The sequence below is a fragment of the Chryseobacterium aahli genome (assembly GCF_022699665.1).
In the GTDB taxonomy this organism is placed as follows: domain Bacteria; phylum Bacteroidota; class Bacteroidia; order Flavobacteriales; family Weeksellaceae; genus Chryseobacterium; species Chryseobacterium aahli.
Window position 1 is genome coordinate 70,182 of sequence record NZ_JALDNB010000004.1, and the last position, 22,786, is coordinate 92,967.

Consider the following 22,786-nt stretch of genomic DNA (forward strand, 5'->3'; position numbering starts at 1 on the left):
AATGTAAGTTTTGGCTAAAGCCAATATCGTGCAGCAACATTGAAAGCGGGCTAAAGCCTGCTTCTATTGATGAAAATCACAGATTTTATTAGTAAAACAATTTAAAAATTCACATTTGACAATTTAAAATTCACTTTCAAAAACGCTTCAATTTTCACTAACGTTTCAATAATCCGAATCAAAATAAAACATATATTATAAACCGACAAAAATCACTAAATTTGCAAACTTGATTAATCAACGAAATTGAGAAATTACAATGAGCCAATTTAAAGAATATAAAAACCTCAACCTGATAGACGTAGCCGAGAATGTTGCGGAATTCTGGAAAGCCAATAAAACCTTTGAAAAAAGTGTTGAAACTCGTGAAGGAAATCCTGAATTTGTGTTTTATGAAGGTCCGCCTTCAGCAAACGGAATGCCCGGAATTCACCACGTTATGGCAAGAGCGTTGAAAGATATTTTCTGTCGTTACCAAACTCAGAACGGGAAACAGGTTTTCCGTAAAGCAGGTTGGGACACACACGGACTTCCCGTAGAATTAGGAGTTGAAAAAGAACTCGGAATTACAAAAGAAGATATTGGCAAAAAAATTTCGATTGAAGATTACAACAAAGCTTGTCGTGAAGCAGTAATGCGTTATACAGATGTCTGGAATCACCTGACCGAGAAAATCGGTTATTGGGTAGATCTTGAAGATCCGTACATCACGTACAAATCAAAATACATGGAAACCGTTTGGTGGTTGTTGAAGCAATTGTACAGCAAAGATTTGTTGTATAAAGGGTACACGATTCAGCCGTATTCTCCGAAAGCAGGAACGGGACTTTCTTCTCACGAAGTTAATCAACCCGGAGCTTACCGTGATGTGACCGACACAACAATTGTAGCACAATTCAAGACACTTCTTGAAACATTACCTTCGTTTTTGCAAGGTTTTGGAGACGTGCATTTCTTAGCATGGACGACCACTCCATGGACGTTGCCTTCGAACACTGCTTTGACGGTAGGTCCAAAAATCGATTACGTTTTAGTAAAAACATTTAACCAATACACTTTTGAGCCGATTAATATTGTTTTGGCTAAACCTTTGGTTGGAAAACAGTTCGGGAAAAAATTCATCGAAGGAACTGACGAAGATTTCGCTAATTATACTTCATCAAGCAAAACCATTCCTTTCCAAATTCTTGGGGAGTTCAAAGGTTTTGATTTGGTTGGAATTAAATATGAGCAGCTATTACCCTACACTTTACCGTACCAAAACCCGGAAAATGCTTTCAGAGTAATTTCAGGAGACTTCGTTACGACTGAAGACGGTACAGGTATCGTTCACACTGCGCCTACTTTCGGTGCTGATGATGCGAAAGTTGCTAAAGAAGCGACACCTGAAGTTCCGCCAATGTTGGTTTTAAATGAATTCGGAAATCCGGTTCCATTAGTAGATTTGCAAGGAAAGTTCACTTCGCAAATGGGAGATTTCGCAGGTAAATATGTGAAAAACGAATATTATGATGCAGGAACAGCACCAGAAAAGTCTGTTGATGTAGAAATTGCAATTCGTTTAAAAGAAGAAAATAAAGCTTTTAAAGTTGAAAAATATGTTCACAGTTACCCACACAGCTGGAGAACAGATGAGCCTCTTTTATATTATCCGTTAGATTCTTGGTTTGTCAAAATGACGGCAGTAAAAGACCGTTTGGTAGATTTAAACAAAGAAATCAACTGGAAGCCGAAAGCTACAGGAGAAGGTCGTTTCGGAAATTGGCTGGAAAACGTTAATGACTGGAATCTTTCCCGTTCAAGATATTGGGGGATTCCGTTGCCAATTTGGAGAACAGATCCTTCGACAGGCTCAGCACAGGAAGAAATCATTATCGGTTCTGTTGAAGAACTATACAATGAGATCGAAAAATCTATCGCAGCAGGATTGATGAAAGAAAATCCGTTCAAAGGTTTTGAGATCGGAAATATGTCTGAAGAAAACTACTCATTGGTTGATTTGCACAAAAACATTGTTGACAAAATTGTTTTGGTTTCTGAATCAGGAAAAGCGATGCACCGTGAGAGCGACCTGATTGACGTTTGGTTCGATTCAGGTTCTATGCCTTATGCACAGTTGCATTATCCTTTTGAAAATAAAGAATTAATTGATAACAATAAAGCATTCCCAGCAGATTTCATCGCTGAAGGCGTTGACCAGACTCGTGGATGGTTCTATACACTTCATGCTATTGGAACTGCGGTTTTTGATTCAGTTGCTTATAAAAATGTAATGAGCAACGGACTTGTTTTGGATAAAAATGGTCTTAAAATGTCAAAATCAAAAGGAAATGCAGTGGATCCATTCGAGACTTTAGCAGTTTACGGACCGGATGCAACACGTTGGTACATGGTTTCGAATGCAAACCCTTGGGAAAACCTGAAATTTGACATTGAAGGAATTGACGAAGTGAGAAGAAAATTCTTCGGAACATTGTACAATACCTATTCGTTCTTCACTTTATATGCGAATGTAGATGGATTTAAGTATTCTGAAAAAGATATTGAAAACAGACCGGAAATCGATCGTTGGATTTTATCTGAATTGAATCTTTTAATTAAAGAAGTAAAAGCATTCTACGAAGATTATGAGCCGACAAGAGTGGCAAGATCGATCAGCAATTTTGTGAATGATAACTTGAGTAACTGGTACGTAAGATTATGCAGAAGACGTTTCTGGAAAGGAGATTATTCTGATGACAAAATCTCTGCTTACCAGACTTTATATACTTGCCTTGAAACTGTTGCTAAACTATCTGCACCAATCGCTCCGTTCTTTATGGATCAATTGTATCAGGATTTGAATGCAGCTACCGGAAAAGAAGCATTTGAATCAGTTCACTTGACAGATTTCCCTGTTGCCGATGAAAGTTTAATCGATCAGGATTTGGTTGAAAAAACACATTTAGCACAAAGCATTACAAGTATGGTTTTCTCTCTGAGAAAAAAGGAAAATATAAAAGTGCGTCAGCCTTTACAAAAAGTGTTGATTCCTGTTTTGGATAAGAAAACTGAAGAGCAGATCTTAGCGGTTTCAGAATTAATTAAACAAGAAGTTAACGTTAAAGAATTGCAGTTAATCAATGCCGAAGAAGCGTCGCATTTAATTGTAAAACAAATCAAACCAAACTTTAAAACTCTGGGTTCAAGACTTGGAAAAGATATGAAAGTTGTTGGTAATGAGATTTCTAATTTCACACCAGAGCAAATTTCATCTTTAGAAAAAGAAGGAAAAACAGAAATTCAAGGGTATGAAATTACAACAACCGATGTAGAAATTTCGACAAAAGATATCCCGGGATGGACAGTAACTTCTGACGGGAAAACAACTGTGGCATTAGATTTGACGCTAACAGAAGAATTAAAATCTGAAGGTATCGCAAGAGAGTTTATTAACAGGATCCAGAATCTTAGAAAAGAGAAAGATTTTGAATTAACAGACAGAATAAGCATCATTTTGGAAGAAAACACACCATTTTTGGAACAAATCAAACAAAATGAAGAATATATTTCATCTGAGGTCTTGTCAAATAAAATAGAAATTGTATCTTCACTTTCAAATTTTAACGAAATCGACATCGATGACCTTAATTTTAAAGTAAATGTTGAAAAAAATTAATATTTAATTATTGTTTTTTCAAAATCCATTTCATAAATTTATTAAAAAAGAAAAAGAAAATGCAAGACGAAAGGGTAAGATATAACGACTCTGATTTACAGGAATTTAAAAAGTTAATCAAAGATAAAATAGAAAAAGCAGAGAAAGATTTGCAGTTGATTAGAGAAAGTTTCATCAACGATCAAAACAACGGAACTGACGACACATCACCAACTTTCAAAGCTTTTGAAGAAGGTGCTGAAACGCTGAGCAAAGAGCAAAACTCTATTTTGGCAGGAAGACAGGAGAAGTTTGTGAGAGATCTGAAAAATGCTTTAATCAGAATTGAAAACAAAACGTACGGTGTATGCAGAGTAACCGGAAAACTGATCCCGAAAGAGAGGCTTTTAGCAGTTCCACACGCTACTTTGAGCATCGAAGCTAAAAATATGCAGAGATAATTATTTTTATCTTATTTTTGTAAATAATTAATTGGGTTTATATGATGTTATTCAACATTGTATAAACCTAATTTTTAATTATATCTATGAGTGAATATTTGATTTTAGGAATCATCCTTGTGGCAGTTTTATGGTATTTTAACCGAGACAGAATCAAAAATAGATTCTATCCCGACAAGCCTAAAAACCTGACCATTGATCAACAGTTCAATTCAGACAAGCGAGAAAGGGAAAAGGAAATCGACAGACTTCTCAGTAAAATGGGCAAGAACGGAATCAACGACCTGTCTGCAAAAGACAGAAAAAGATTAGACGAACTTTCTAAGCATTAACATTAAACATAAAGCGTTGGTGAAGCTTTAGCCTTTACCAGCGTTTCAAATAAATTAAAATGGAAGCATTAATTGTACACCCAAAAAACCAAATGGAGCTGAATGCGCTGAAAAGCGTGATGAAAGATATGGGAATTCGTTACGAAAAATTTCACACAAGAGGCGCAAAAACTCAAACTTTTGAACCTCGTACTCCTGCAGTAAAAAAGGATAAGCCTGTAAGAAACTTTAAAGACAAACCAAAGCCGAATTTGTAATGAAGAAGATTGCACTTATCACTTTTCTTATTTTATTGATCGATCAGGCATCAAAAATTTATATTAAAACTAATTTTAGCCTTAATGACAGTGTTTCTGTTTTTCCAGGTTTTAAATTAACTTTTGTCGAAAATCCAGGAATGGCTTATGGCTTTCATTTTGGAGGAATGCTTGGCAAATATTTTTTGGTAATCGTTCGTATTTTCTTGATAGGCGGAATGGTTTATCTGTTTAAAAAATGGTTGGCAAGAGGTGAATCTAATTATCTGATTATTCCAATGTCCATTATTTTTGCCGGAGCTATCGGAAATCTTATAGACGGAATGTTTTACGGATTAATTTTCGACAGCGGGATGGTTTATGACGAAAGCGTTAATCAATGGATTGGTTACGGCGGAGTTTCTAAATTGGTTCCTTTCGGTGAGGGTTATTCTACATTTATGAAAGGTTGCGTGGTAGACATGCTTCATTTTCCTTTGGTAGACTGGACTGCTCCCGAAAGCTGGCCGTTAATTGGAGGTAAGCACTTCGAATTCTTTAAATACATTTTCAATGTTGCCGATTCTGCAATAACTGTGGGTGCTGCATTTTTATTGATTTTCAGAAAGAAAGCTTTCCCGAATGGATTAGAATTTTAAAATATTTCATACTTTTATGAAACCTTTTAGGGTTTAAAATGTATGAAAAGAATTATAAAAAATACAATCAAAATCTTCCTGCTGCTTTTTGTGGCAGGAATTATTTTTGTCATCTGGTCAAACTTCACCATTAAAGATCAGGCGGAAAATTTCGTTACTTCAGATCTTTCAAAACTACCTACCGAGAAAACAGGACTTCTCCTTGGAACGAGCAAAACACTTTCAAACGGAAATCCGAACGCATATTTTTTTAACAGAATAAAAGCCGCTGCAGACTTATATAAATCCGGAAAAATTCAAAATATTATTGTAAGCGGAGATAATTCTCAAAAGGATTACAATGAACCGGAGGAAATGAAAAACGAACTCATCAAAGCCGGAGTTCCTGCAGAAAGAATCTTTGAAGATTTTGCAGGCTTCAGAACTTTAGACTCAGTCGTTCGGGCGAAAGAAATTTTCGGGCAAAATTCTTACATCATTATTTCACAGAATTTTCACAATGAGAGAGCCGTTTTTCTTGCCAGAAAAAATGGAATTGCAGCATTCGGTTACAATGCTGCCGATGTGAATAAATATGCCGGCTTTAAAACCAATGCAAGAGAAAAACTGGCGCGAGCAAAGGTTTTCTGGGATTTCATTTTTGGAGTTGAACCGAAGTTTGGTGGAGATAAAATTTTAATTCCTTAGTTTTTTTAAAATTTAATATAAAAACTAATAAATACTCTTGAGAAAAATGAGTGTCTTCACTTATCATTTAGTAAAAACAAACTACTTTTCTGCGCTTAGAATTCTTTTGTTTTCACCGAAGCCAAAAAATACTCCGGGTTTGATTCATGCAGAATATATGACCGCAATGACGCTTGGCTCTGCTATATTTTCACCTTCACGAATGCTGATCAGACAAATCGCAGTATTTGCTAAATGGGAAAAGGAAAGTGATGTTGATAATTTTTTAGCTAAAAATAACTTTGGAAAAATCTTATCTAAAGGTTGGCATACAAGATTAACTTTTATGAGAAAATGGGGGAAATTCAATAAGTTTGAAATTCCGGATGAAACTTTAGAATTTGAAAATCCCGATTCTCCAGTTGTCGCTGTCACTATTGCACGAATGAAATTTCTGCAAATCCCAAGATTTATTCATTGGGGAAGACCGGTTGAGAAATTGGTTAGAGATCATCCCGCAACCACCTTGTCTTTAGCTTCCATTAAATTCCCAAATACCGTTTCTACTTTTTCAATTTGGAAAACGCAGAAAGAAATGACCGATATGGTTCATGGACACAGCAAAGTTTCAAAGCCAGAAAGACACGCTGATGCAATGAAAGAAAGAAATCGAAAAGATTTTCATTTTGAATTTACAACGTTGCGCTTCAAACCCATCTCGGAATTTGGTGAATGGAACGGACGACGCAACATTATTCCAAATCTCAAAAGTAATTAAATGAGATTCGCTTATCCGATGCAGAAGTTTCAGGATTGGATGACTCAGCAATGGGTGATTCTGCGTGGAAGAAAAATAAAGCCAGAAGATTTTCCTTGGCTTATGGGACCGTTTGGAAATCTGGATGCGATAGGTGAAGATTTCATTTTCAAATTTGCGGAAAAAGAAAATTTAACTATTCAAAAAGATTCTAAGGCAAAAGGCATTATCCCCTCAATGCAGAAATTGAATTTATCTGAAGCCGAATTTTCTAATTTATCTAAAAGTGTGATTGGGTTTTATGAAAAAACAGACAATCACAACTTGCAATTTTCCGTACAATGGAATCCGTTTTTCAAATTTTTCGGGATTTTGATTAATAAATTATTCAGCAACAGAATCAATCAATTAAATATTCCTACCAAGAATATTGATGAATCAGAATCTTTAAAAAGCGAGATTATCAATCTGGTCGATACAAAAAGCAATGAGATAAAATACACATTTTGGTTTCGCTCTATTAAATCAAGCGGACAGGTGATCTACTCCGGCGTTTATGGAATTAGCAATTTACCTTCAGGAAAAACCTGTGTAAAAGCCGTTTTCCCCCTTCCCAATGGGAATGCAACAGTGTTGATGAATCCAAGTATTGGAGAAAATGGGGAATTGATTTTAGATTCTTCAGGAAAAAAATTTGGTGATGCCGGGTTTTATTTTTTACTAAAAGATTCTAAGGGTGATTATTGGTCGCAATTCATCAGTTCATTCCGTGACCGTTTGATTATTGGTTCACAAAACGATATCATCTCAGCAGAACAGACCTTAACACTCTGGCATTTAAAGGTTTTAACTTTTAAATACACAATTGAATTGAAGAAATAATTCTTCTAAATTTGAATAGAACTAACTTTTTTAATAGAGATAATTTTATATTACTCTACGGTAGTTTTGAACAAGATAAATTCTAAATTTTCCCTATTTTTGCACAAACAATTTTAAACAAATGTCAAGAATTCTTACCGGCATACAAGCCACCGGAACTCCGCACCTTGGAAACCTTTTGGGTGCTATTATTCCTGCGATTGAGCTATCAAAGCAAGCAGGAAACGAATCATTTTTATTTATTGCGAATCTGCACTCACTTACGCAGATCAAAGACGCAAAAGAATTAAAAAACAACACCTACGAAATTGCTGCAGCTTGGCTTGCCTGCGGATTGGATACTGAAAAAACATTCTTTTACAGACAGAGCGACATCCCTGAAACCTGTGAACTATCTTGGCATTTATCATGTTTTTTTCCTTATCAGAGACTGACCTTAGCGCATTCTTTTAAAGATAAAGCAGATCGTTTACAAGATGTTAATGCTGGATTATTTACCTATCCGATTTTGATGGCGGCAGATATCTTATTGTACGACGCAGAGATCGTTCCTGTAGGAAAAGACCAGCTTCAACACCTTGAAATTGCCCGTGACGTTGCCTCAAGATTTAATAATCAGATGGGTGAAGTTTTAGTTTTGCCTCAGGCCGAATTGCAGGAAGACACCAAATATGTTCCCGGACTTGATGGACACAAAATGTCTAAATCTAGAGGAAACATCATCAATATTTTCTTGCCTGAAAAGGAATTGAAAAAACAGGTAATGAGTATAGAAAGTGATTCTAAATCTTTAGAAGAGCCAAAAGATCCGTCTACAGATAAGACTTTTGCTATTTTTGAATTAATTGCTACACCTGAACAAACTGAAGAATTGAGAGCCAAATATCTAGCCGGAAATTTTGGTTACGGTCATGCTAAAAAAGAACTTTTAGATTTAATTCTAACAAGATTTGAAAAAGAAAGAGAGCTATTTTCTTACTACATGAACAATCTTGATGAACTGGAAGCAAAGCTTCAGGAAGGAGCAGAAAAAACGAGAGCAATCGCCACACAGACCATTCAGAGAGTAAGAGAAAGTTTGGGAATTTAATTTAAATTTTTTAAATATAGGAAAGCCTTTCACGTTGAAAGGCTTTTGTTTTTTAATTGTGTATTAATTTTTCGAAAGAATAAAATAATGCATACCATCATCAAATTTATATGTAACATCCCATTGCGGATATTGTTTTATAATAGTCTTAATGATAGACAGTCCCAATCCTGTAGATCCCTGATCTGAACCTTGTTTATAAAAACGATTAAAAATCTGAGATTTATCTAAAGGAATTTCTGAGCCTGTATTTTGAAATATTAGTCTTTCTTTTTCTGTGATAATATTAACAATTCCGTTTTGGTTGTTATATTTTACTGCATTTTTAAGTAAATTTGAAAGAAGAATATTGACAAGATCAGGATCAAAAGCTGCTTCAAAAACCTCTTTTTCAACCACATTGAGATCGATCTTTTTATATTCAATAAAATCTTCATAGCTTTTTACCAAATCATTGATCAATACATTAAAATTGACATTGGATATTTTATTAAACTGATTATTTTCAATCTTAGAAAGCATTAACAAAGATTTATTCAATCCCGCCATTCTTCTGAGATCATTTTTTACGTCATTCAAAAAGTTGAGATTTTTCTTATCGAGCTCGCCATTCTGAATGGAGAGATCAATTTTATTAATCACAATTGCCAATGGAGTCTGTAATTCATGAGAGGCATTTTCTATAAATTGCTTTTGCTGATGAAAAACGAGTTCGTTACGCTCGATCATTTCATTAATTTCAATATTTAATTCCTCAAATTCTTTTATAGAATAATTTTGAGGTTCATTAAAAGAAGAAACACCAAACTGGTATTTTTTAAGCTTATCCAAAATTAAATAAAATGGCCGCATGGCTTTATGAAGCAGAAATCCGTTAACGGCAACAATACTTATTACCAAGAGAAGATACAGAACAATCAATGCTGTTGTAAGGTCGTATACCAACTCATCTTCTTCTACGGTAGACGTTCTGATGATAAGCTGCTGATGTTTTCCAAACTGGTCGATAAAATCAGTTGTAAGAACTCGGTATGGCTGTTCTTCGTCATCATATTCCATATAATACATTTTATTATACAGACTGTTTTTATCTTTATATTCTGACGCAGAAATAGGATTTATCTTAAATTCATTAAAGCCAAATTCATTATACTTTAATAAATTTTCGTCAAGATATACAGCCTTAATAATTTGTATTTTCCTGTTTTTTAAGCCATCATCTACATTATCATACACTTCATCTAAAATATAAGCATAAAACAACGCGGCCCAAACAGCAATGATCAATAATAAGATCGTGATGAGGTACTTTATTGTATAATATTTTAAAGAAACTTTCATTAAATAAATTTATAACCAATCCCATAAACAGCCTGAAAATCAGCTTCAGATTTGAGTTCTTTCAATTTTTTACGAAGATTTTTTATTTGGGAATAAATAAAATCCAGACTGTCTGCCTGATCAATATAATCTCCCCAAATCGCTTCTGCAAGCATTGTTTTCTGCAATGTTTTTTCAGGATTTATAACAAAATAATAGAGAAGATCATATTCTTTACGATTAAGGATCAATTCATTATTATCGATCTTCACTATTCTGCTTTCCGGGTCGATGTGAATATTTTTATAGCTAATTGTATTTTCTCCATCCTGATTTTTTCGCCTGATGACAGATTTAATTCTAGCCATCAATTCCGCCAGATGAAAAGGTTTAGCGAGATAGTCGTCTGCTCCGATTTCCAATCCGTTCACTTTATCATCTACAGAATCTTTCGCAGATAAAATGATCACAGGATCTTTTTTGTGCATGTTTTTAATTTCCTTCAGAAGATCCATCCCGTTTCCGTCCGGGAGCATTATATCCAGAAGAATACAGTCATATTCATAAGAAATGATCTTTTCTAATCCTGATTGATAATCATCAGCATATTCTACGATAAAATGTTCTGTTTCAAGAAAACTTTTCACCACATTTCTTAATTCTGGCTCATCTTCTATAATTAAAATCTTCATATCTGCATTTATGGTTAAGCTCTATCAAATATATAAAATTACAACCTCCTGATTACAGGAGGTTGTATATCCTTTAAGAATTTGTCTTTATTTGTTGGTGTATAATTTTCGTTATTAATCATCAATTCGTTTAAAATTTCCGTTTTTATCGAATTCAAGATCTATTCCGTTAGAAAGTTCGGCTTTATATGACCAGCTTTTTCTTTCTATTTTAGTAATCTGGGTATTGGGAAAACTTTTGGCCACGTAGTTTCTTATATTGGCAGGAATAAATCCGTAAGGGACTTTCTGATGCTCACCGTCCACTTCTTTCCAGTTTCCTTTGCTGTCAAATTCAACTTTTATTCCGTTGGCCAAACGTACTTTATATTCGTCAACGCCATAAATTTCACGGTCTTCAATTACAGAACCTGCAGCAACTCCTTTAAAATTGACAGCTAGAAAGTTTTTGGCAGTTTTTGGCAGTTGGTTTGCACTTATTACTTTCTCCTGTGCAAAAACAAAGCCCGCCATTAATAGGAAAATAAGAGTAAATGCTCCTGTGATTTTTTTTAATTTTCTCATAATATAAAATTTTTTGTTCGTTATTATGAAGCAAAATTCTATATTAATTTAGGAAAGAATTAGGAATGAATCACAAAAGCAATTTTTTATAAATATTCTTTGATCTGTAAAAGATGCTTAATCACTTTTAAATTTTCCTGCTCCGGATTTTCATTTAAAACATCAAAGAAAATAACATCTATTCCGCAATTCTGCGCTCCTACAACATCTGCAATCCAGTCGTCGCCAATCAGAATACTTTCTTCTTTCTGAGCCTTAGCAAGATCTAAAGAATACTCAAAAATCGCTGGATTTGGTTTTCTTACACCAACAGAATCTGCACTCGTAATCGTATTAAAATAATGATCAATACCAGACAAAATACATTTTCTCTCGGTCACTTCCTGAAAACCGTTTGAAATAATATGAAGTGTGTAATTTTTAGCTTTTAAATAATCTAAAATATACTCTGCGCCTTCAACCAGGTGGTTGTAATTTAGAATTTTATCTAAAAAATGTTCTTCAAAAAACATAGACAATTCCAAATCATCAATCCCAAAACGTTTAAATGTATCGTAAAATCTATGTTTTCTCAGATACTCTTTATCAATTTCACCATCTCTTATTTGTTCCCACAGTTTTTCGTTAATCTCATGATACACAGAATGAAACTCTTCAAAATCTATATTGTATTTTAAGGTAATTTCTTCTTTTCCGAAAAGGTCTTTAATGGTAAGATATGCGTTCTTGCGGTGATCCCAAAGGGTATTGTCGAGGTCAAAAAAAATGTGCTGAATTTTCATACAGCACAAAATTAATGATTAATTTTTTGAAACGTGATAATGATTATTTTTAATCTTTACAACGTCAAGACTTTTTGAGAAACTAAGCAAAAAATCAATGGTTTGTTTTTTGGGTTTCAAACTTTTAATTTTTAAAGAATCGTTATTTTTCATAGGCAAAAAATGTTTTTCTTTAAAACGTGAAACATTGTGAATTATTATCTCGTTAAGACAATATTATTTTCTTCCATGATTTTTCGTAGGTTAATCAAAGCATAGCGAACACGCCCCAAAGTCGTATTAATGCTCATATCTGTATGATCTGCAATCTCTTTAAAACTTAGTCCGTCAAAAAACCTGAGTTTTATCACCTCTTGTTGATTCTGTGGTAAAAACTGCAGCATTTTCAGCAAATCTTCCTGAATCTGCATACTGACCAACTGATCTTCAATATTTTCTGAAGGCTCTCTGATTAAATCAAAAATAGAAAACTCATCATTATCAAAAGTGGTCTCCGAAACTTTTACGTTTTTGGATTTTGCTCTGAAATGATCGATAATTAAATTTTGTGCAATTCTTTTTGCCCAAAGAATAAATTTTCCTTCTTCATTATATCGCCCTTCTTTTAGCATAATAATGATTTTGATAAAAGTATCTTGGAAAACATCATTTGCCAAATCTTCATCGTTTATCTTATAGAGAATAAACGAAAAGAGGTCTTTCTGATGACGATGTATAAGGGTTGACAATGCTTCTTCGTCTCCTTTCTGGTAAAGAGATATTAATAGGCTATCTGTTGATTTCATGACTTTTCTTCTCAGTATATACCGTAGCCAAACTGTCTCCCGTCATTCTGACTGGTTTATTTTCCGCTACAAGGTTTGTTAGAGTAAAGTCTTATCAATAAGCATTAAATTATGCTGTAAATATAAATAAAATTTTAATAACTGTTAAGTAATTATTAAATATTTAGAATAAATATTTAATAAAACCTACTTAAACATATCATGTAAGAACGTCGTAGGAATATTTAGTGTGAAATTAATATTCAAACCTTTCAATTCTTTTCCATTTAATCTTGAATCTGCTATAGAAAAGGCATATCCTCCGGTTAAATCCAGAAGTCCAAATAATGAAACACCAATTTTTGGAGCTACATATTTGTTGGTTCCTTCAACTCCAGCAAGAAAATAATAGGAATGTTTAAAATCTACATTTTTTTCAAAATTCAATAAAATATCAGCGTTTACCTTCGGCATGATCGCAAATTCAGAATTGGCAGAGCCCATCAATGCGGAAGCACCTAATCGGTAGATGACATCATCTGTTTTCAAGAAAAGCAACTTCCCTCCTACTTCACCAAAACTTTGGTTTTGATACACATATCCTACATTCAACATTTTATGTATTGTAACCTGAGCTTTTGCAAAAACACTTAGAAAACATACACATACAATTGCCGCTACCCAACGAAAGTTCTTCATCTTATTTTATTTAAAACGTAAAATTAAAAAAAACTGCTTTATCTCATGAAGATAAAGCAGTTTAAATATCTAAAAGAAAAGATTAAATTCCAAAAGCGGATTTAATTTCTTCTACTTTGTCTAATTTTTCCCAAGTAAAAAATTCAAGACCTGTAAGAGTCAATTCATTTTTATGACCTTTGTTGAAAGTTTTATCAGCAACGAAATGCTCTCTTCCCATGTGACCGTAAGAAGCAGTCTCTTGGTAGATAGGATTTCTCAACTTCAGATTTTGCTCAATTGCATAAGGTCTAAGATCGAAAATTGTAGAAACTTTTTTAGCGATTTCTCCATCATTCAAACCAGTTTTAGAAGTTCCGTACGTGTTGATGTACAAGCCACAAGGCTCAGCAACACCGATAGCGTAAGAAACCTGTACTAAAACCTCGTCTGCAACCCCTGCAGCCACTAAGTTTTTAGCGATGTGTCTTGTAGCATACGCAGCACTTCTGTCTACTTTTGAAGGATCTTTTCCTGAGAATGCACCACCACCGTGAGCACCTTTTCCACCGTACGTATCAACGATGATTTTTCTTCCTGTAAGACCTGTATCTCCGTGAGGACCTCCGATTACGAATTTTCCTGTAGGATTGATGTGATATTTAATCTGATCGTTGAATAACGCTTTGATTTCTTCAGTCTGCAAAGCAACAACTCTAGGAATCAAAATAGTTTTGATATCTTCTCTGATTTTATTCAGCATTTCTTCTTCAGCAGCAAAATCGTCGTGCTGAGTAGAAACTACGATAGAATCAATTCTTACCGGTTTGTGATCGTCAGAATATTCAATTGTTACCTGAGATTTTGCATCAGGACGAAGATATTTGATTGCAGAATCTTCTCTTCTGATTGCAGAAAGTTCTTTAAGAATCGTATGTGCAAGATCTAAAGCCAAAGGCATATAGTTAGACGTTTCATTCGTTGCATACCCAAACATCATTCCCTGATCTCCTGCACCTTGAGCGTTTGCTTTAGCTTCGAAAGATTCGTCATTTACAGCTCTGTCAACACCTTGATTGATATCCGGTGACTGTTCGTGAATAGCAGAAATTACTCCACAAGAATCACCGTTGAACATATATTCACCTTTTGTATAACCAATTCCGTTAATTACTTCTCTTGCGATCGTCTGAACGTCAAGATAAGCATCAGATTTTACCTCACCAGCCAAAACAACCTGACCTGTAGTAACCAAAGTTTCACAAGCTACCTTTGAAGTTTTGTCGTATGCTAAAAAGTTATCGATTAACGCATCGGAAATCTGGTCGGCAATTTTATCAGGATGCCCTTCTGAAACTGATTCAGACGTAAATAAATAAGACATATTATTCTTGTATTTTTAAAATTAAATGTAGAAGAAAAAAATGAATAATTGCCCAGAAAAGCTAAAAAGAATATACTGTTTTAGCATTTTTTTAGAGAGGTTGCAATCAGGTCAAATTTTTCCTCGTTATAAACGTCAGCAAATTTAAGTACTATTTTCCTAATACTCAAAACTTTTGCGTGGTATTTATACTTTTCTTGAAATTACTAGGTTACGTAAGCTTGAATAAGACTATTGAGGCTTGATGCTCACATAATCTTTAGGATTTTCATTAAAATTCAGCTTTGTAGTCAATGAATCTTTAATGAAAATTTTCAATTCATCGATGATTTTTTGTTTGAAAGTTGGCTTGTAATAAATAATACTGATTTCTCTGTAAGGAAAAGGTTTTTTAAATCTGAAAACTTTATTTTTTTGTTCTTCAGACAACTGATTAAGAGCCAATTCCGGTAAAATACTGATTCCGCCAACTTTATCAACCATGTGAACCAAAGTCTGAATATTCGAAGCTAAAAACTCAAGATTTTTAGGCTTTAATCTGTTTTCCTTTAAATGGCAGATATTTTCAAATTGATTTCTCAAGCAGTTTCCTTCTTCCAAGAGCCAAACTTTTTCTACATTCAATTCGTCAGGAACAATAAATGTATTTTTCTTGTTGGCTTCAGTATCTGAACTGTAAATCATCAGTTCTTCATTAAATAAGAAATCCTGATAAAATTCGTTGGCATTATCGTATGGAGTAGAAATAATTCCTGCATCTAATTCACCAGCTTTTAAAGCTTTGATAATATTATCCGTGGTCATCTCCTTTACATTCATCAGAATCTTAGGATTTTCTTCCAAGAAATGGAAAATTTCTGTTGGTAAGATAAATGATGAAACCGTTGGAATAATTCCCAAGTTAATTGTTCCTCCTAAAATATTGTTTAATAAATTCGCTTTATTTCTAAGTTCATTTACCCCTTCAATAATGACTTTAGCCTGATCAATAATCTGTAATCCCACATCAGTAGTACGGATCGGGTGGGTCGTCCTGTCAAAAACCTTCACATCCAGCTCATCTTCAAACTTCTGTATCATTGCACTCAAAGTCGGCTGGGTTATAAAACAAGCCTGAGCAGCTTTACCAAAATGTTTATACTTATCGACAGCGATAAGATATTCCAATTGCTGAATGTTCATTTGATTAATATTATCTATGACAAAGATATGACGTTTTTAGCATAACCAATAAAAATTTCTACTAAATTTGATAATTATTAAGCTGAATACAGCTCTTGAAAAATGAAAAAATCAATCAAATTATAACTCTATGGATTCGAAAAAATTAACGTCAAGCAGCGGTGCTCCGTACTTTGAGCATCAGGATTCTCAAACTGTAGGCTCAAGAGGCCCAGTTTTGTTACAGGACTTTATTTTACAGGAAAATCTTGCTCACTTTGTAAGAGAAAGAATTCCTGAAAGGATTGTTCATGCGAAAGGTAGCGGCGCTTATGGAAAACTCACCGTTACTCATGACATTTCACAATACACAAAAGCAAAACTTTTCTCAAAAATAGGAAATTCTTGTAAAATGTTTGCCCGCTTTTCAACCGTTGGTGGTGAAAAAGGAAGCGCAGACACCGCAAGAGATCCTCGTGGATTTGCTTTAAAATTCTACACAGAAGACGGAAATTGGGATTTAGTTGGAAACAACACTCCGGTTTTCTTTATTAAAGACGCTAAAAAATTCCCTGATTTTATTCATACTCAAAAGAGAGTTCCTAAAACGAACTTGAAAAGTGCAACGATGATGTGGGATTTTTGGAGCTTAAATCCGGAATCGCTTCATCAGGTTCTTATTTTAATGTCTGAAAGAGGTACGCCTTATGGCTATCGTCACATGCATGGTTTTGGATCTCACACTTTCTCAATGATTAATGAAAGCAATCAGAGAACTTGGGTGAAATTTCATTTTAAAACAAAACAAGGAATTAAAAACTTCACCAACGAAGAAGCTACAAAAATGGCAGGAGAAAATCCTGATTTTGCTCAGGAAGACCTTTGCAACGCAATCGATAACGGTGATTTCCCAAAATGGACGATGTACATCCAAGTAATGACTGAAGAGCAGGCAAAAGAATTCAGATGGAATCCTTTTGATGTTACAAAAGTATGGTCTCAGGCAGATTTCCCGTTAATTGAAGTGGGCGAAATGGAATTGAACGAAGTTCCTGTCAATTATTTTGCACATGTAGAACAATCTACGTTTTCTCCGAGTAACTTAATAAACGGAATCAGTTTTTCACCAGACAAGATGCTTCAGGGAAGATTATTCTCATATCCCGATGCTCACAGATACAGAGTGGGGGTAAATGCACATCAATTGGAAGTAAACAGATGCCCTTTCGCAGTCAATAATTATCAAAGAGACGGATTTATGGCAGATTCCAGTGAATATCAGGATAAACCTAATTACCATCCTAACAGCTTTGACGATATTCAACCCGATTCATCTTATAAAAATTTCGAATATGAATTAGACAGCAATCATGTTGCAAACTACAATCGTAACGAAAATGATGACGATCATTACACCCAACCTGGATTATTGTATACAAAAGCAATGAATCAGGAAGACAGAGACCGTTTGATTCATAATATTATTGACAATATGAGCGGTATCGACGGACCGAAAAGAGATGAAATTATCAACCGCCAATTGTGTCATTTTTTCCGTGCAAACATTGAGCTTGGCATGAAAGTAGCTTCCGGTTTACACATCAATATTGACTCAAACATGATGAATCATTTAAAATAAACTATTATAAATAAAAGAAAAAGGGAAAAAATTAAACTTTTTCCCTTTTTTTTGCAAAATAATTTTTAATTTGCAGGTTATTAAAGATATAGATCGCTAATGAGCTACGAAAATATAATTTTAAGCAGAGAAGACAAGACTGCTATCATCACCATCAACAGACCTGAAAGCCTAAATGCACTGAATGCAAAGACAATAAAAGAAATCAGTTCTGCGTTAGATGAGTTAGCGTCTGACCATGAGGTAAGGGTTATTATATTGACAGGAAGCGGAGAAAAATCTTTCGTAGCGGGAGCAGATATTAAAGAATTCAGTGATTTTAATCAAGAAAAAGCTGAAGAATTAGCAAGAAATGGGCAAAATATTCTTTTCAACAAGATTGAAAACTTATCAAAACCAGTAATTGCTGCTGTAAATGGATTCGCTTTGGGCGGAGGTTTAGAATTAGCAATGTCTTGCCATATCAGATATGCGTCTGAAAATGCAAAGCTTGGTCTTCCTGAAGTTACTTTAGGATTGATTCCGGGATACGGAGGTACACAGAGACTTCCAAAACTAGTAGGAAAAGGGATAGCCAACGAGATGATTTTCTCAGCTAAAATGATTCCTGCGCAAAGAGCAAAAGAAATTGGTCTTGTCAATGAAGTCTTCCCTATCGAAGAATTATTGACCAAGACGAAAGAATTAGCAAAAACAATTGCGAATAATTCTCCAATGGCAATTTCCAGAGCAATACAAGCCACCAATCTGTCTGACACTGATAAAGGTTTTGAAACTGAAATTAAATATTTCGGAGAACTTTTTGAATTAGAAGACAAAAAAGAAGGAGTTTCTGCTTTCATTGAAAAAAGAAAGCCTAACTTCTAATATCACAAATTATTTCGAAAAAACGCAATGCAGATGTACAATAAGTTTGACAAAGCTTATCTGAAAATGGCTCTTGAATGGGCAAAACTTTCCTACTGTGAAAGGAAACAAGTAGGAGCTCTTATCGTAAAAGATAGGATGATTATTTCAGATGGTTACAATGGTACCCCTTCTGGATCTGAGAATTGCTGTGAGGACGAAAACGGTAAAACACACTGGTACGTCCTACACGCAGAAGCAAATGCGATTTTAAAACTAGCCGGTTCTAATCAATCAGCCCGGGGAGCGACTTTATACCTCACGCTCTCACCTTGCAAAGACTGCAGTAAGCTGATATTACAAGCAGGAATTGAAAAACTCGTATATATTAATGCTTATTCAGATAACGAAGGAATATCATTTTTACAAAGCCATGGTATTGAAATAATACAAGTTTCCGAAAATGAATTAAAAACTTAAAAAAAAACACAACACAATGACTTGGGATGAAAAAATTAAAGATTTCGAAATTTTTCTAAGATTTGAAAGAAACTTTTCAGAAAACACACTAGACGCTTACGTTCGCGACATCAAAAAACTTAAAGATTACGCAGAAGAAGACCTTCAAAATGTTGGTCCTGACGTGATTGCGTATGAAAATCTTCAGGAGTACATTTTCACACTTTCTAAACAGAAATTCAGTGAAAGATCACAGGCAAGATGGATCTCTTCCATAAAAGCATTTTTCAGATTTCTTTTGGAAGACGAAATTCGTGAAGACAACCCTTCAGCATTGCTGGAAGGCCCAAAATTAGGTTTATATTTACCTGATACATTGAGCCTTTCAGATATCAACAAAATTATTGATGCTATTGAAATTCACACTGATCTTGGAAAAAGAAATCATTGCATCATCGAAGTTTTGTACGGCTGCGGAATTCGTGTTTCTGAATTGATCGATCTTAAAATATCCAATATCAATTTTAAAGAAAATTACATTAAAGTTGTAGGTAAAGGAAATAAAACGCGTTTTGTTCCTCTAGCAAGTTACACTGCAGACTTACTACAAAACTATATTAGTGAGGTACGTTCTGCCATTAAAATCAATAAAAAGCATGAAGACACTTTGTTTTTAAACAGCAGAGGAACCTCTATGTCTCGTGTGATTGTATTTATTATTATTAAAGAACTTACTGACAAAGCCGGAATAAGCAAGAAAATATCACCGCATACTTTCAGACATTCATTTGCTACGCATTTGCTTCAAAACGGGGTAGACTTACGTTATATACAGGAAATGCTCGGTCATTCGAGTATTACAACAACCGCAGTTTATACGCATCTGAAAACTGAAGAACTTCGTGATGTTATCTTAAACTATCATCCGCGAAATAAGGCTAAACTTACTGAATGAAAATATTGAAATTTTGCCCAAACTGTGGCAAAGAATCATTGAATTGGGACGGCGAAAAAAAATGGAGTTGTCCCAATTGCAATTTCAATTTATACAATAACGTTGCAGGAGCTGTTGCCGTCGTAATAAGATGTGGCGACGAAATTTATCTTACCCGACGTAATCAGGAACCTAAAAAGGGAAAACTTGACCTCGCAGGTGGTTTTGTAGATCCAAAAGAAAGCGCAGAAAACACTTGCAAAAGAGAACTTTTTGAAGAACTTCAGTTAGAAATTGACATTACAAATCTAAAATATCTAACAAGCCTTCCAAATGTTTATCAGTATAAAGAAATTGATTACAACACTATTGATTTGTTTTATGAATACCAAGTTTCAGAAAAATTTAAAGTTAATTTAGAACTCTCTGAAATTTCAGAAACTCATTGGATTCCTGTTTTGGAAATTAACCTTGATGATATTGCCTTTGATTCTCAAAAAATATTTTTTGAAGAATACTTAAAGAATTTTTAAGCTTAAAATAATTTCCCACACGTTTTAAAACAACCAAAATTTTGGTAAATTTTTAAAAGGTGTGGGATTTTTGTTTTTGGTCTAATAAGATTTAGACTTCAAAATTTCCTCGAAATAATTGATCAAAACAGTTCTTTCCGCTTCAGATAAATTAGCTTCGTCGTGATAAACAATATATGCGGGCATCGGCATTGATTTATTCTGAAGAGTCTGTACAGCATTTTTAAGCATATTTTCTTTCAAATCTTTGTTGTAAGTATTCCAGACTGAAAAATTGAGATGTTCTCTTCCTTCATTCACATGATCTTTCACCGACCATGAGAAAGGTGCTATGTAAGCATATTTCGGGTAAATTGTTTCATTAGAATGACAATCATAACAAGCGCTTTTCAATAATCCGACAACTTTTGAAGGTGATTTTTTAACTTCGATAAAGTTGACAGAACTATTTACGGGCTGATTGATCTTATCGGTGGGTATAAACTGAATCAGCGCAAAAGCCACCAGACTCCAGAACACTATTTTTTTGAATGTTTCCATTATCTCGTAAGTTGTGGCGTTCTAGTTCTTGTACCTGACTGTGTAGGATTATTTAAAGTACCATTGTTGTTATTAAAACCTGGCTGCGGTTGTTCCGTATCTTCATTATTCTTTTTAGGAGCTTCTTTAATGCCTTCAAAAGTTCTTTTATCATTGAGATCCCACTCTTCTTTAGACTCCCACAAAGGCCTCGCGACAACCATTTTGTAATACAAATATGAATCTTCTGCAAAAACCTGATTGACGAAATCGGCTTCATCCCATCGTTTATTGCCATTATTGTCAACCAAAATTCTTACGATGTAGTCACCCGGTTTTACAATATCAAATTTAACAGCATTTCCACTGGTATATTTTTGATAAACTGCCTTTTCTGATGTATCTAATAATTGAATCCAATATTTTGTAGTTGGCGCATTGGTAAGCATAAAATTAAAACTTCCATAATTTTCAACTTTATCGGCTTCAAAATCAAATCTTTTAGACTCAGCATTCTTTTCATAATAAGAAGAAACGGTGGTTTTAGGAATTGTCAACTGATATTTTTTCCCGGCAATAAAATCAGACTGAACCAAAATCTCGTAAGGATTTGACTCGGAAATTTTAGCTATGAAATTCTGGGTGGTAAGACTGTCTACTTTTAAAGTCCATTTTTCTGGGCTTATTTTATCCACCACATAATTTGAAACTAACCTGAAATCGCTTTTGGGAGGAAGTATAGAACCGCCGATATTATTATCGACTGTCATTGTATTTTTTGCATTATACTTATAAAAAACCGATGTAGAATCTTTTCTCTCGTCTGCTTCATAAGCAAATTTAAGATTCTCAGTAACCGTTTGTCCGATGTTGCTTTTAACTGCATCAAACCAAATTCGTGCAGAATCTGATTTTGGACTATGCGTCACTTTATAATCCTGAAGTTTTTCGTTTTTAGAAACAACTTTCACTTCACCCGGATTTCCTTCAAATGACATCAAAATACCACCCTGAATTTCTTTCAGTTCAGGTTTTTTGAATAGCTTTTTAGATGGATAAAGTTTTAAATTTAAACCTGAAATCGACTTTTCAATGTTTACCGTATCCTTTTGAAAACCTATTTTCTCCTTTCCCGGATCATAAATGGAGTTCCCATTTTCATCGTCAAATGCTATGATTTTAAATTTACCCGGAGCTAGATAATTAAGCTCGTAATATCCGTCGTCATCTACCTTTGTGATATAGTAAGGTTTCTTTTTATAATCAATAGTGTCTTTCAACTGATATAAGCCGACAACCATTTTATTTTCGCTGCTGTTCTGTTTTTTTATGGTGAAAGCGTCTTTTACTTCACCACTGATATAAAGATCATCTAACTTTTCACCTGTAGAAAAAGCAAAATTATAATATCTTAAAATATTAGATTCGCTGTTATCAGCAATTGAATTTCCGAAATTAAAATTATAAGTCGTATTTGCCTGAAGCGTATCTGACCACTGAATGATTAAATATTTATTGGCAATATTTGAAGGTAGAATTCTCGTGATATTCTCTATTGGCGGAGAGATGTTTAGATTTTTATTAATGTCTTTTAATGTGATGTATTCATCAAAATCTATTCTCAGTTCTTTAATATCTCTTCTCACATTGACTCTGGTCGTGTCAATATTTGAACTTAAAAACTGTGGAGCCAAAGTATCTTTCGGCCCACCAACCGGCGAACCGACTCTTGCACAAGAATACACAAGAAAACTGACAATCAGTAAGAGAAGAATTCTTTTCATGAATATA

The 22,786-nt window shown here is 34.2% G+C and carries 24 protein-coding genes; 14 read left to right on the forward strand and 10 right to left on the reverse strand.

The window, feature by feature from the left end:
* The first annotated feature begins 259 nt into the window (after positions 1–259).
* From ileS to trpS, 9 genes are all read left to right on the forward strand, one after another.
* Positions 260–3,658: an isoleucine--tRNA ligase gene (ileS, locus tag MQX03_RS09005; protein WP_242802643.1), complete on the forward strand. Its 3,399-nt coding sequence runs from the start codon at positions 260–262 to the stop codon at positions 3,656–3,658.
* A gap of 59 nt (positions 3,659–3,717) precedes the next feature.
* On the forward strand, positions 3,718–4,098 hold the full coding sequence (locus MQX03_RS09010) for a TraR/DksA family transcriptional regulator (protein ID WP_129535779.1): 381 nt from the start codon (positions 3,718–3,720) through the stop codon (positions 4,096–4,098).
* A gap of 86 nt (positions 4,099–4,184) precedes the next feature.
* Entirely contained in the window at positions 4,185–4,430 is a 246-nt protein-coding gene (locus MQX03_RS09015; RefSeq protein WP_242802644.1) for a DUF6576 domain-containing protein, read from the forward strand.
* A gap of 59 nt (positions 4,431–4,489) precedes the next feature.
* Positions 4,490–4,687, forward strand: a complete 198-nt coding sequence (locus MQX03_RS09020) for a DUF2683 family protein (RefSeq protein ID WP_129535777.1) — start codon at positions 4,490–4,492, stop codon at positions 4,685–4,687.
* Positions 4,687–5,325: a lipoprotein signal peptidase gene (locus MQX03_RS09025; protein ID WP_129535776.1), complete on the forward strand. Its 639-nt coding sequence runs from the start codon at positions 4,687–4,689 to the stop codon at positions 5,323–5,325. The genes MQX03_RS09020 and MQX03_RS09025 overlap by 1 nt, the downstream gene beginning before the upstream one ends.
* Positions 5,326–5,367: 42 nt before the next feature.
* Positions 5,368–6,012: a SanA/YdcF family protein gene (locus tag MQX03_RS09030; RefSeq protein ID WP_242802645.1), complete on the forward strand. Its 645-nt coding sequence runs from the start codon at positions 5,368–5,370 to the stop codon at positions 6,010–6,012.
* A 46-nt stretch (positions 6,013–6,058) separates the two neighbouring features.
* The gene (locus tag MQX03_RS09035) at positions 6,059–6,769 is read left to right on the forward strand and encodes a hypothetical protein (protein ID WP_242802646.1); all 711 of its coding nucleotides are present in this window, start codon (positions 6,059–6,061) and stop codon (positions 6,767–6,769) included.
* Positions 6,770–7,630, forward strand: coding sequence for a hypothetical protein (locus MQX03_RS09040; RefSeq protein WP_242802647.1), 861 nt, complete (start codon positions 6,770–6,772; stop codon positions 7,628–7,630).
* A 121-nt stretch (positions 7,631–7,751) separates the two neighbouring features.
* Positions 7,752–8,720, forward strand: coding sequence for a tryptophan--tRNA ligase (gene trpS / locus MQX03_RS09045; RefSeq protein ID WP_242802648.1), 969 nt, complete (start codon positions 7,752–7,754; stop codon positions 8,718–8,720).
* A gap of 63 nt (positions 8,721–8,783) precedes the next feature.
* Here the strand turns inward: trpS and MQX03_RS09050 are convergent, their stop codons facing one another.
* The 8 genes from MQX03_RS09050 to MQX03_RS09085 form a co-directional block, all read right to left on the reverse strand.
* The gene (locus tag MQX03_RS09050; protein WP_242802649.1) at positions 8,784–10,061 is read right to left on the reverse strand and encodes a sensor histidine kinase; all 1,278 of its coding nucleotides are present in this window, start codon (positions 10,059–10,061) and stop codon (positions 8,784–8,786) included.
* Positions 10,061–10,732 (reverse strand): response regulator transcription factor, encoded by a 672-nt coding sequence (locus MQX03_RS09055; protein ID WP_242802650.1) that lies wholly within the window; start codon positions 10,730–10,732, stop codon positions 10,061–10,063. The genes MQX03_RS09050 and MQX03_RS09055 overlap by 1 nt, the downstream gene beginning before the upstream one ends.
* Positions 10,733–10,846: 114 nt before the next feature.
* Positions 10,847–11,296 (reverse strand): PepSY-like domain-containing protein, encoded by a 450-nt coding sequence (locus MQX03_RS09060; RefSeq protein ID WP_242802651.1) that lies wholly within the window; start codon positions 11,294–11,296, stop codon positions 10,847–10,849.
* 86 nt (positions 11,297–11,382) lie between these two features.
* Positions 11,383–12,078: a YjjG family noncanonical pyrimidine nucleotidase gene (locus MQX03_RS09065; protein WP_242802652.1), complete on the reverse strand. Its 696-nt coding sequence runs from the start codon at positions 12,076–12,078 to the stop codon at positions 11,383–11,385.
* A gap of 197 nt (positions 12,079–12,275) precedes the next feature.
* Positions 12,276–12,863 carry an RNA polymerase sigma factor gene (locus MQX03_RS09070; protein WP_129535767.1) on the reverse strand — a complete coding sequence of 196 codons (588 nt, stop codon included), beginning with the start codon at positions 12,861–12,863 and terminating at the stop codon, positions 12,276–12,278.
* Between the two features lie 186 nt (positions 12,864–13,049).
* Positions 13,050–13,541, reverse strand: a complete 492-nt coding sequence (locus tag MQX03_RS09075; RefSeq protein WP_242802653.1) for a hypothetical protein — start codon at positions 13,539–13,541, stop codon at positions 13,050–13,052.
* An 82-nt stretch (positions 13,542–13,623) separates the two neighbouring features.
* On the reverse strand, positions 13,624–14,904 hold the full coding sequence (gene metK / locus MQX03_RS09080; protein ID WP_242802654.1) for a methionine adenosyltransferase: 1,281 nt from the start codon (positions 14,902–14,904) through the stop codon (positions 13,624–13,626).
* Positions 14,905–15,135: 231 nt separating this feature from the next.
* Positions 15,136–16,086, reverse strand: a complete 951-nt coding sequence (locus tag MQX03_RS09085; RefSeq protein ID WP_242802655.1) for a LysR substrate-binding domain-containing protein — start codon at positions 16,084–16,086, stop codon at positions 15,136–15,138.
* Between the two features lie 130 nt (positions 16,087–16,216).
* On the opposite strand from MQX03_RS09085, the gene MQX03_RS09090 reads away from it, so the two are divergent.
* From MQX03_RS09090 to MQX03_RS09110, 5 genes are all read left to right on the forward strand, one after another.
* Entirely contained in the window at positions 16,217–17,704 is a 1,488-nt protein-coding gene (locus MQX03_RS09090; protein ID WP_242802656.1) for a catalase, read from the forward strand.
* Positions 17,705–17,803: 99 nt separating this feature from the next.
* Complete coding sequence (locus MQX03_RS09095) at positions 17,804–18,571, forward strand: enoyl-CoA hydratase-related protein (protein WP_242802657.1); 768 nt, start codon at positions 17,804–17,806, stop codon at positions 18,569–18,571.
* A 27-nt stretch (positions 18,572–18,598) separates the two neighbouring features.
* A complete protein-coding gene (locus MQX03_RS09100) occupies positions 18,599–19,030 on the forward strand; it encodes a deoxycytidylate deaminase (RefSeq protein WP_229982781.1) in 432 nt (143 codons plus the stop codon).
* A gap of 16 nt (positions 19,031–19,046) precedes the next feature.
* On the forward strand, positions 19,047–19,964 hold the full coding sequence (xerD, locus tag MQX03_RS09105) for a site-specific tyrosine recombinase XerD (protein WP_242802658.1): 918 nt from the start codon (positions 19,047–19,049) through the stop codon (positions 19,962–19,964).
* Positions 19,961–20,476: an NUDIX hydrolase gene (locus MQX03_RS09110; protein WP_242802659.1), complete on the forward strand. Its 516-nt coding sequence runs from the start codon at positions 19,961–19,963 to the stop codon at positions 20,474–20,476. The genes xerD and MQX03_RS09110 overlap by 4 nt, the downstream gene beginning before the upstream one ends.
* A gap of 81 nt (positions 20,477–20,557) precedes the next feature.
* On the opposite strand, the gene MQX03_RS09115 is transcribed toward MQX03_RS09110, so the two are convergent.
* The gene (locus MQX03_RS09115) at positions 20,558–21,016 is read right to left on the reverse strand and encodes a heme-binding domain-containing protein (protein WP_242802660.1); all 459 of its coding nucleotides are present in this window, start codon (positions 21,014–21,016) and stop codon (positions 20,558–20,560) included.
* Complete coding sequence (locus MQX03_RS09120) at positions 21,016–22,779, reverse strand: Ig-like domain-containing protein (protein WP_242802661.1); 1,764 nt, start codon at positions 22,777–22,779, stop codon at positions 21,016–21,018. Before MQX03_RS09120 ends, MQX03_RS09115 begins: the two co-directional genes overlap by 1 nt.
* Positions 22,780–22,786 lie beyond the last annotated feature (7 nt).

What these genes read in the sequence shown, in the direction of transcription:
- trpS (WP_242802648.1), top strand. Translation starts at nt 7,752, where the DNA reads ATGTCAAGAATTCTTACCGGCATACAAGCCACCGGAACTCCGCACCTT.
- MQX03_RS09015 (WP_242802644.1), top strand. Translation starts at nt 4,185, where the DNA reads ATGAGTGAATATTTGATTTTAGGAATCATCCTTGTGGCAGTTTTATGG.
- MQX03_RS09070 (WP_129535767.1), bottom strand. Translation starts at nt 12,863, where the DNA reads ATGAAATCAACAGATAGCCTATTAATATCTCTTTACCAGAAAGGAGAC.
- xerD (WP_242802658.1), top strand. Translation starts at nt 19,047, where the DNA reads ATGACTTGGGATGAAAAAATTAAAGATTTCGAAATTTTTCTAAGATTT.
- metK (WP_242802654.1), bottom strand. Translation starts at nt 14,904, where the DNA reads ATGTCTTATTTATTTACGTCTGAATCAGTTTCAGAAGGGCATCCTGAT.
- MQX03_RS09035 (WP_242802646.1), top strand. Translation starts at nt 6,059, where the DNA reads ATGAGTGTCTTCACTTATCATTTAGTAAAAACAAACTACTTTTCTGCG.
- MQX03_RS09020 (WP_129535777.1), top strand. Translation starts at nt 4,490, where the DNA reads ATGGAAGCATTAATTGTACACCCAAAAAACCAAATGGAGCTGAATGCG.
- MQX03_RS09095 (WP_242802657.1), top strand. Translation starts at nt 17,804, where the DNA reads ATGAGCTACGAAAATATAATTTTAAGCAGAGAAGACAAGACTGCTATC.
- MQX03_RS09065 (WP_242802652.1), bottom strand. Translation starts at nt 12,078, where the DNA reads ATGAAAATTCAGCACATTTTTTTTGACCTCGACAATACCCTTTGGGAT.
- ileS (WP_242802643.1), top strand. Translation starts at nt 260, where the DNA reads ATGAGCCAATTTAAAGAATATAAAAACCTCAACCTGATAGACGTAGCC.
- MQX03_RS09025 (WP_129535776.1), top strand. Translation starts at nt 4,687, where the DNA reads ATGAAGAAGATTGCACTTATCACTTTTCTTATTTTATTGATCGATCAG.
- MQX03_RS09050 (WP_242802649.1), bottom strand. Translation starts at nt 10,061, where the DNA reads ATGAAAGTTTCTTTAAAATATTATACAATAAAGTACCTCATCACGATC.
- MQX03_RS09090 (WP_242802656.1), top strand. Translation starts at nt 16,217, where the DNA reads ATGGATTCGAAAAAATTAACGTCAAGCAGCGGTGCTCCGTACTTTGAG.
- MQX03_RS09010 (WP_129535779.1), top strand. Translation starts at nt 3,718, where the DNA reads ATGCAAGACGAAAGGGTAAGATATAACGACTCTGATTTACAGGAATTT.
- MQX03_RS09075 (WP_242802653.1), bottom strand. Translation starts at nt 13,541, where the DNA reads ATGAAGAACTTTCGTTGGGTAGCGGCAATTGTATGTGTATGTTTTCTA.
- MQX03_RS09100 (WP_229982781.1), top strand. Translation starts at nt 18,599, where the DNA reads ATGCAGATGTACAATAAGTTTGACAAAGCTTATCTGAAAATGGCTCTT.
- MQX03_RS09115 (WP_242802660.1), bottom strand. Translation starts at nt 21,016, where the DNA reads ATGGAAACATTCAAAAAAATAGTGTTCTGGAGTCTGGTGGCTTTTGCG.
- MQX03_RS09040 (WP_242802647.1), top strand. Translation starts at nt 6,770, where the DNA reads ATGAGATTCGCTTATCCGATGCAGAAGTTTCAGGATTGGATGACTCAG.
- MQX03_RS09060 (WP_242802651.1), bottom strand. Translation starts at nt 11,296, where the DNA reads ATGAGAAAATTAAAAAAAATCACAGGAGCATTTACTCTTATTTTCCTA.
- MQX03_RS09055 (WP_242802650.1), bottom strand. Translation starts at nt 10,732, where the DNA reads ATGAAGATTTTAATTATAGAAGATGAGCCAGAATTAAGAAATGTGGTG.
- MQX03_RS09085 (WP_242802655.1), bottom strand. Translation starts at nt 16,086, where the DNA reads ATGAACATTCAGCAATTGGAATATCTTATCGCTGTCGATAAGTATAAA.
- MQX03_RS09030 (WP_242802645.1), top strand. Translation starts at nt 5,368, where the DNA reads ATGAAAAGAATTATAAAAAATACAATCAAAATCTTCCTGCTGCTTTTT.
- MQX03_RS09120 (WP_242802661.1), bottom strand. Translation starts at nt 22,779, where the DNA reads ATGAAAAGAATTCTTCTCTTACTGATTGTCAGTTTTCTTGTGTATTCT.
- MQX03_RS09110 (WP_242802659.1), top strand. Translation starts at nt 19,961, where the DNA reads ATGAAAATATTGAAATTTTGCCCAAACTGTGGCAAAGAATCATTGAAT.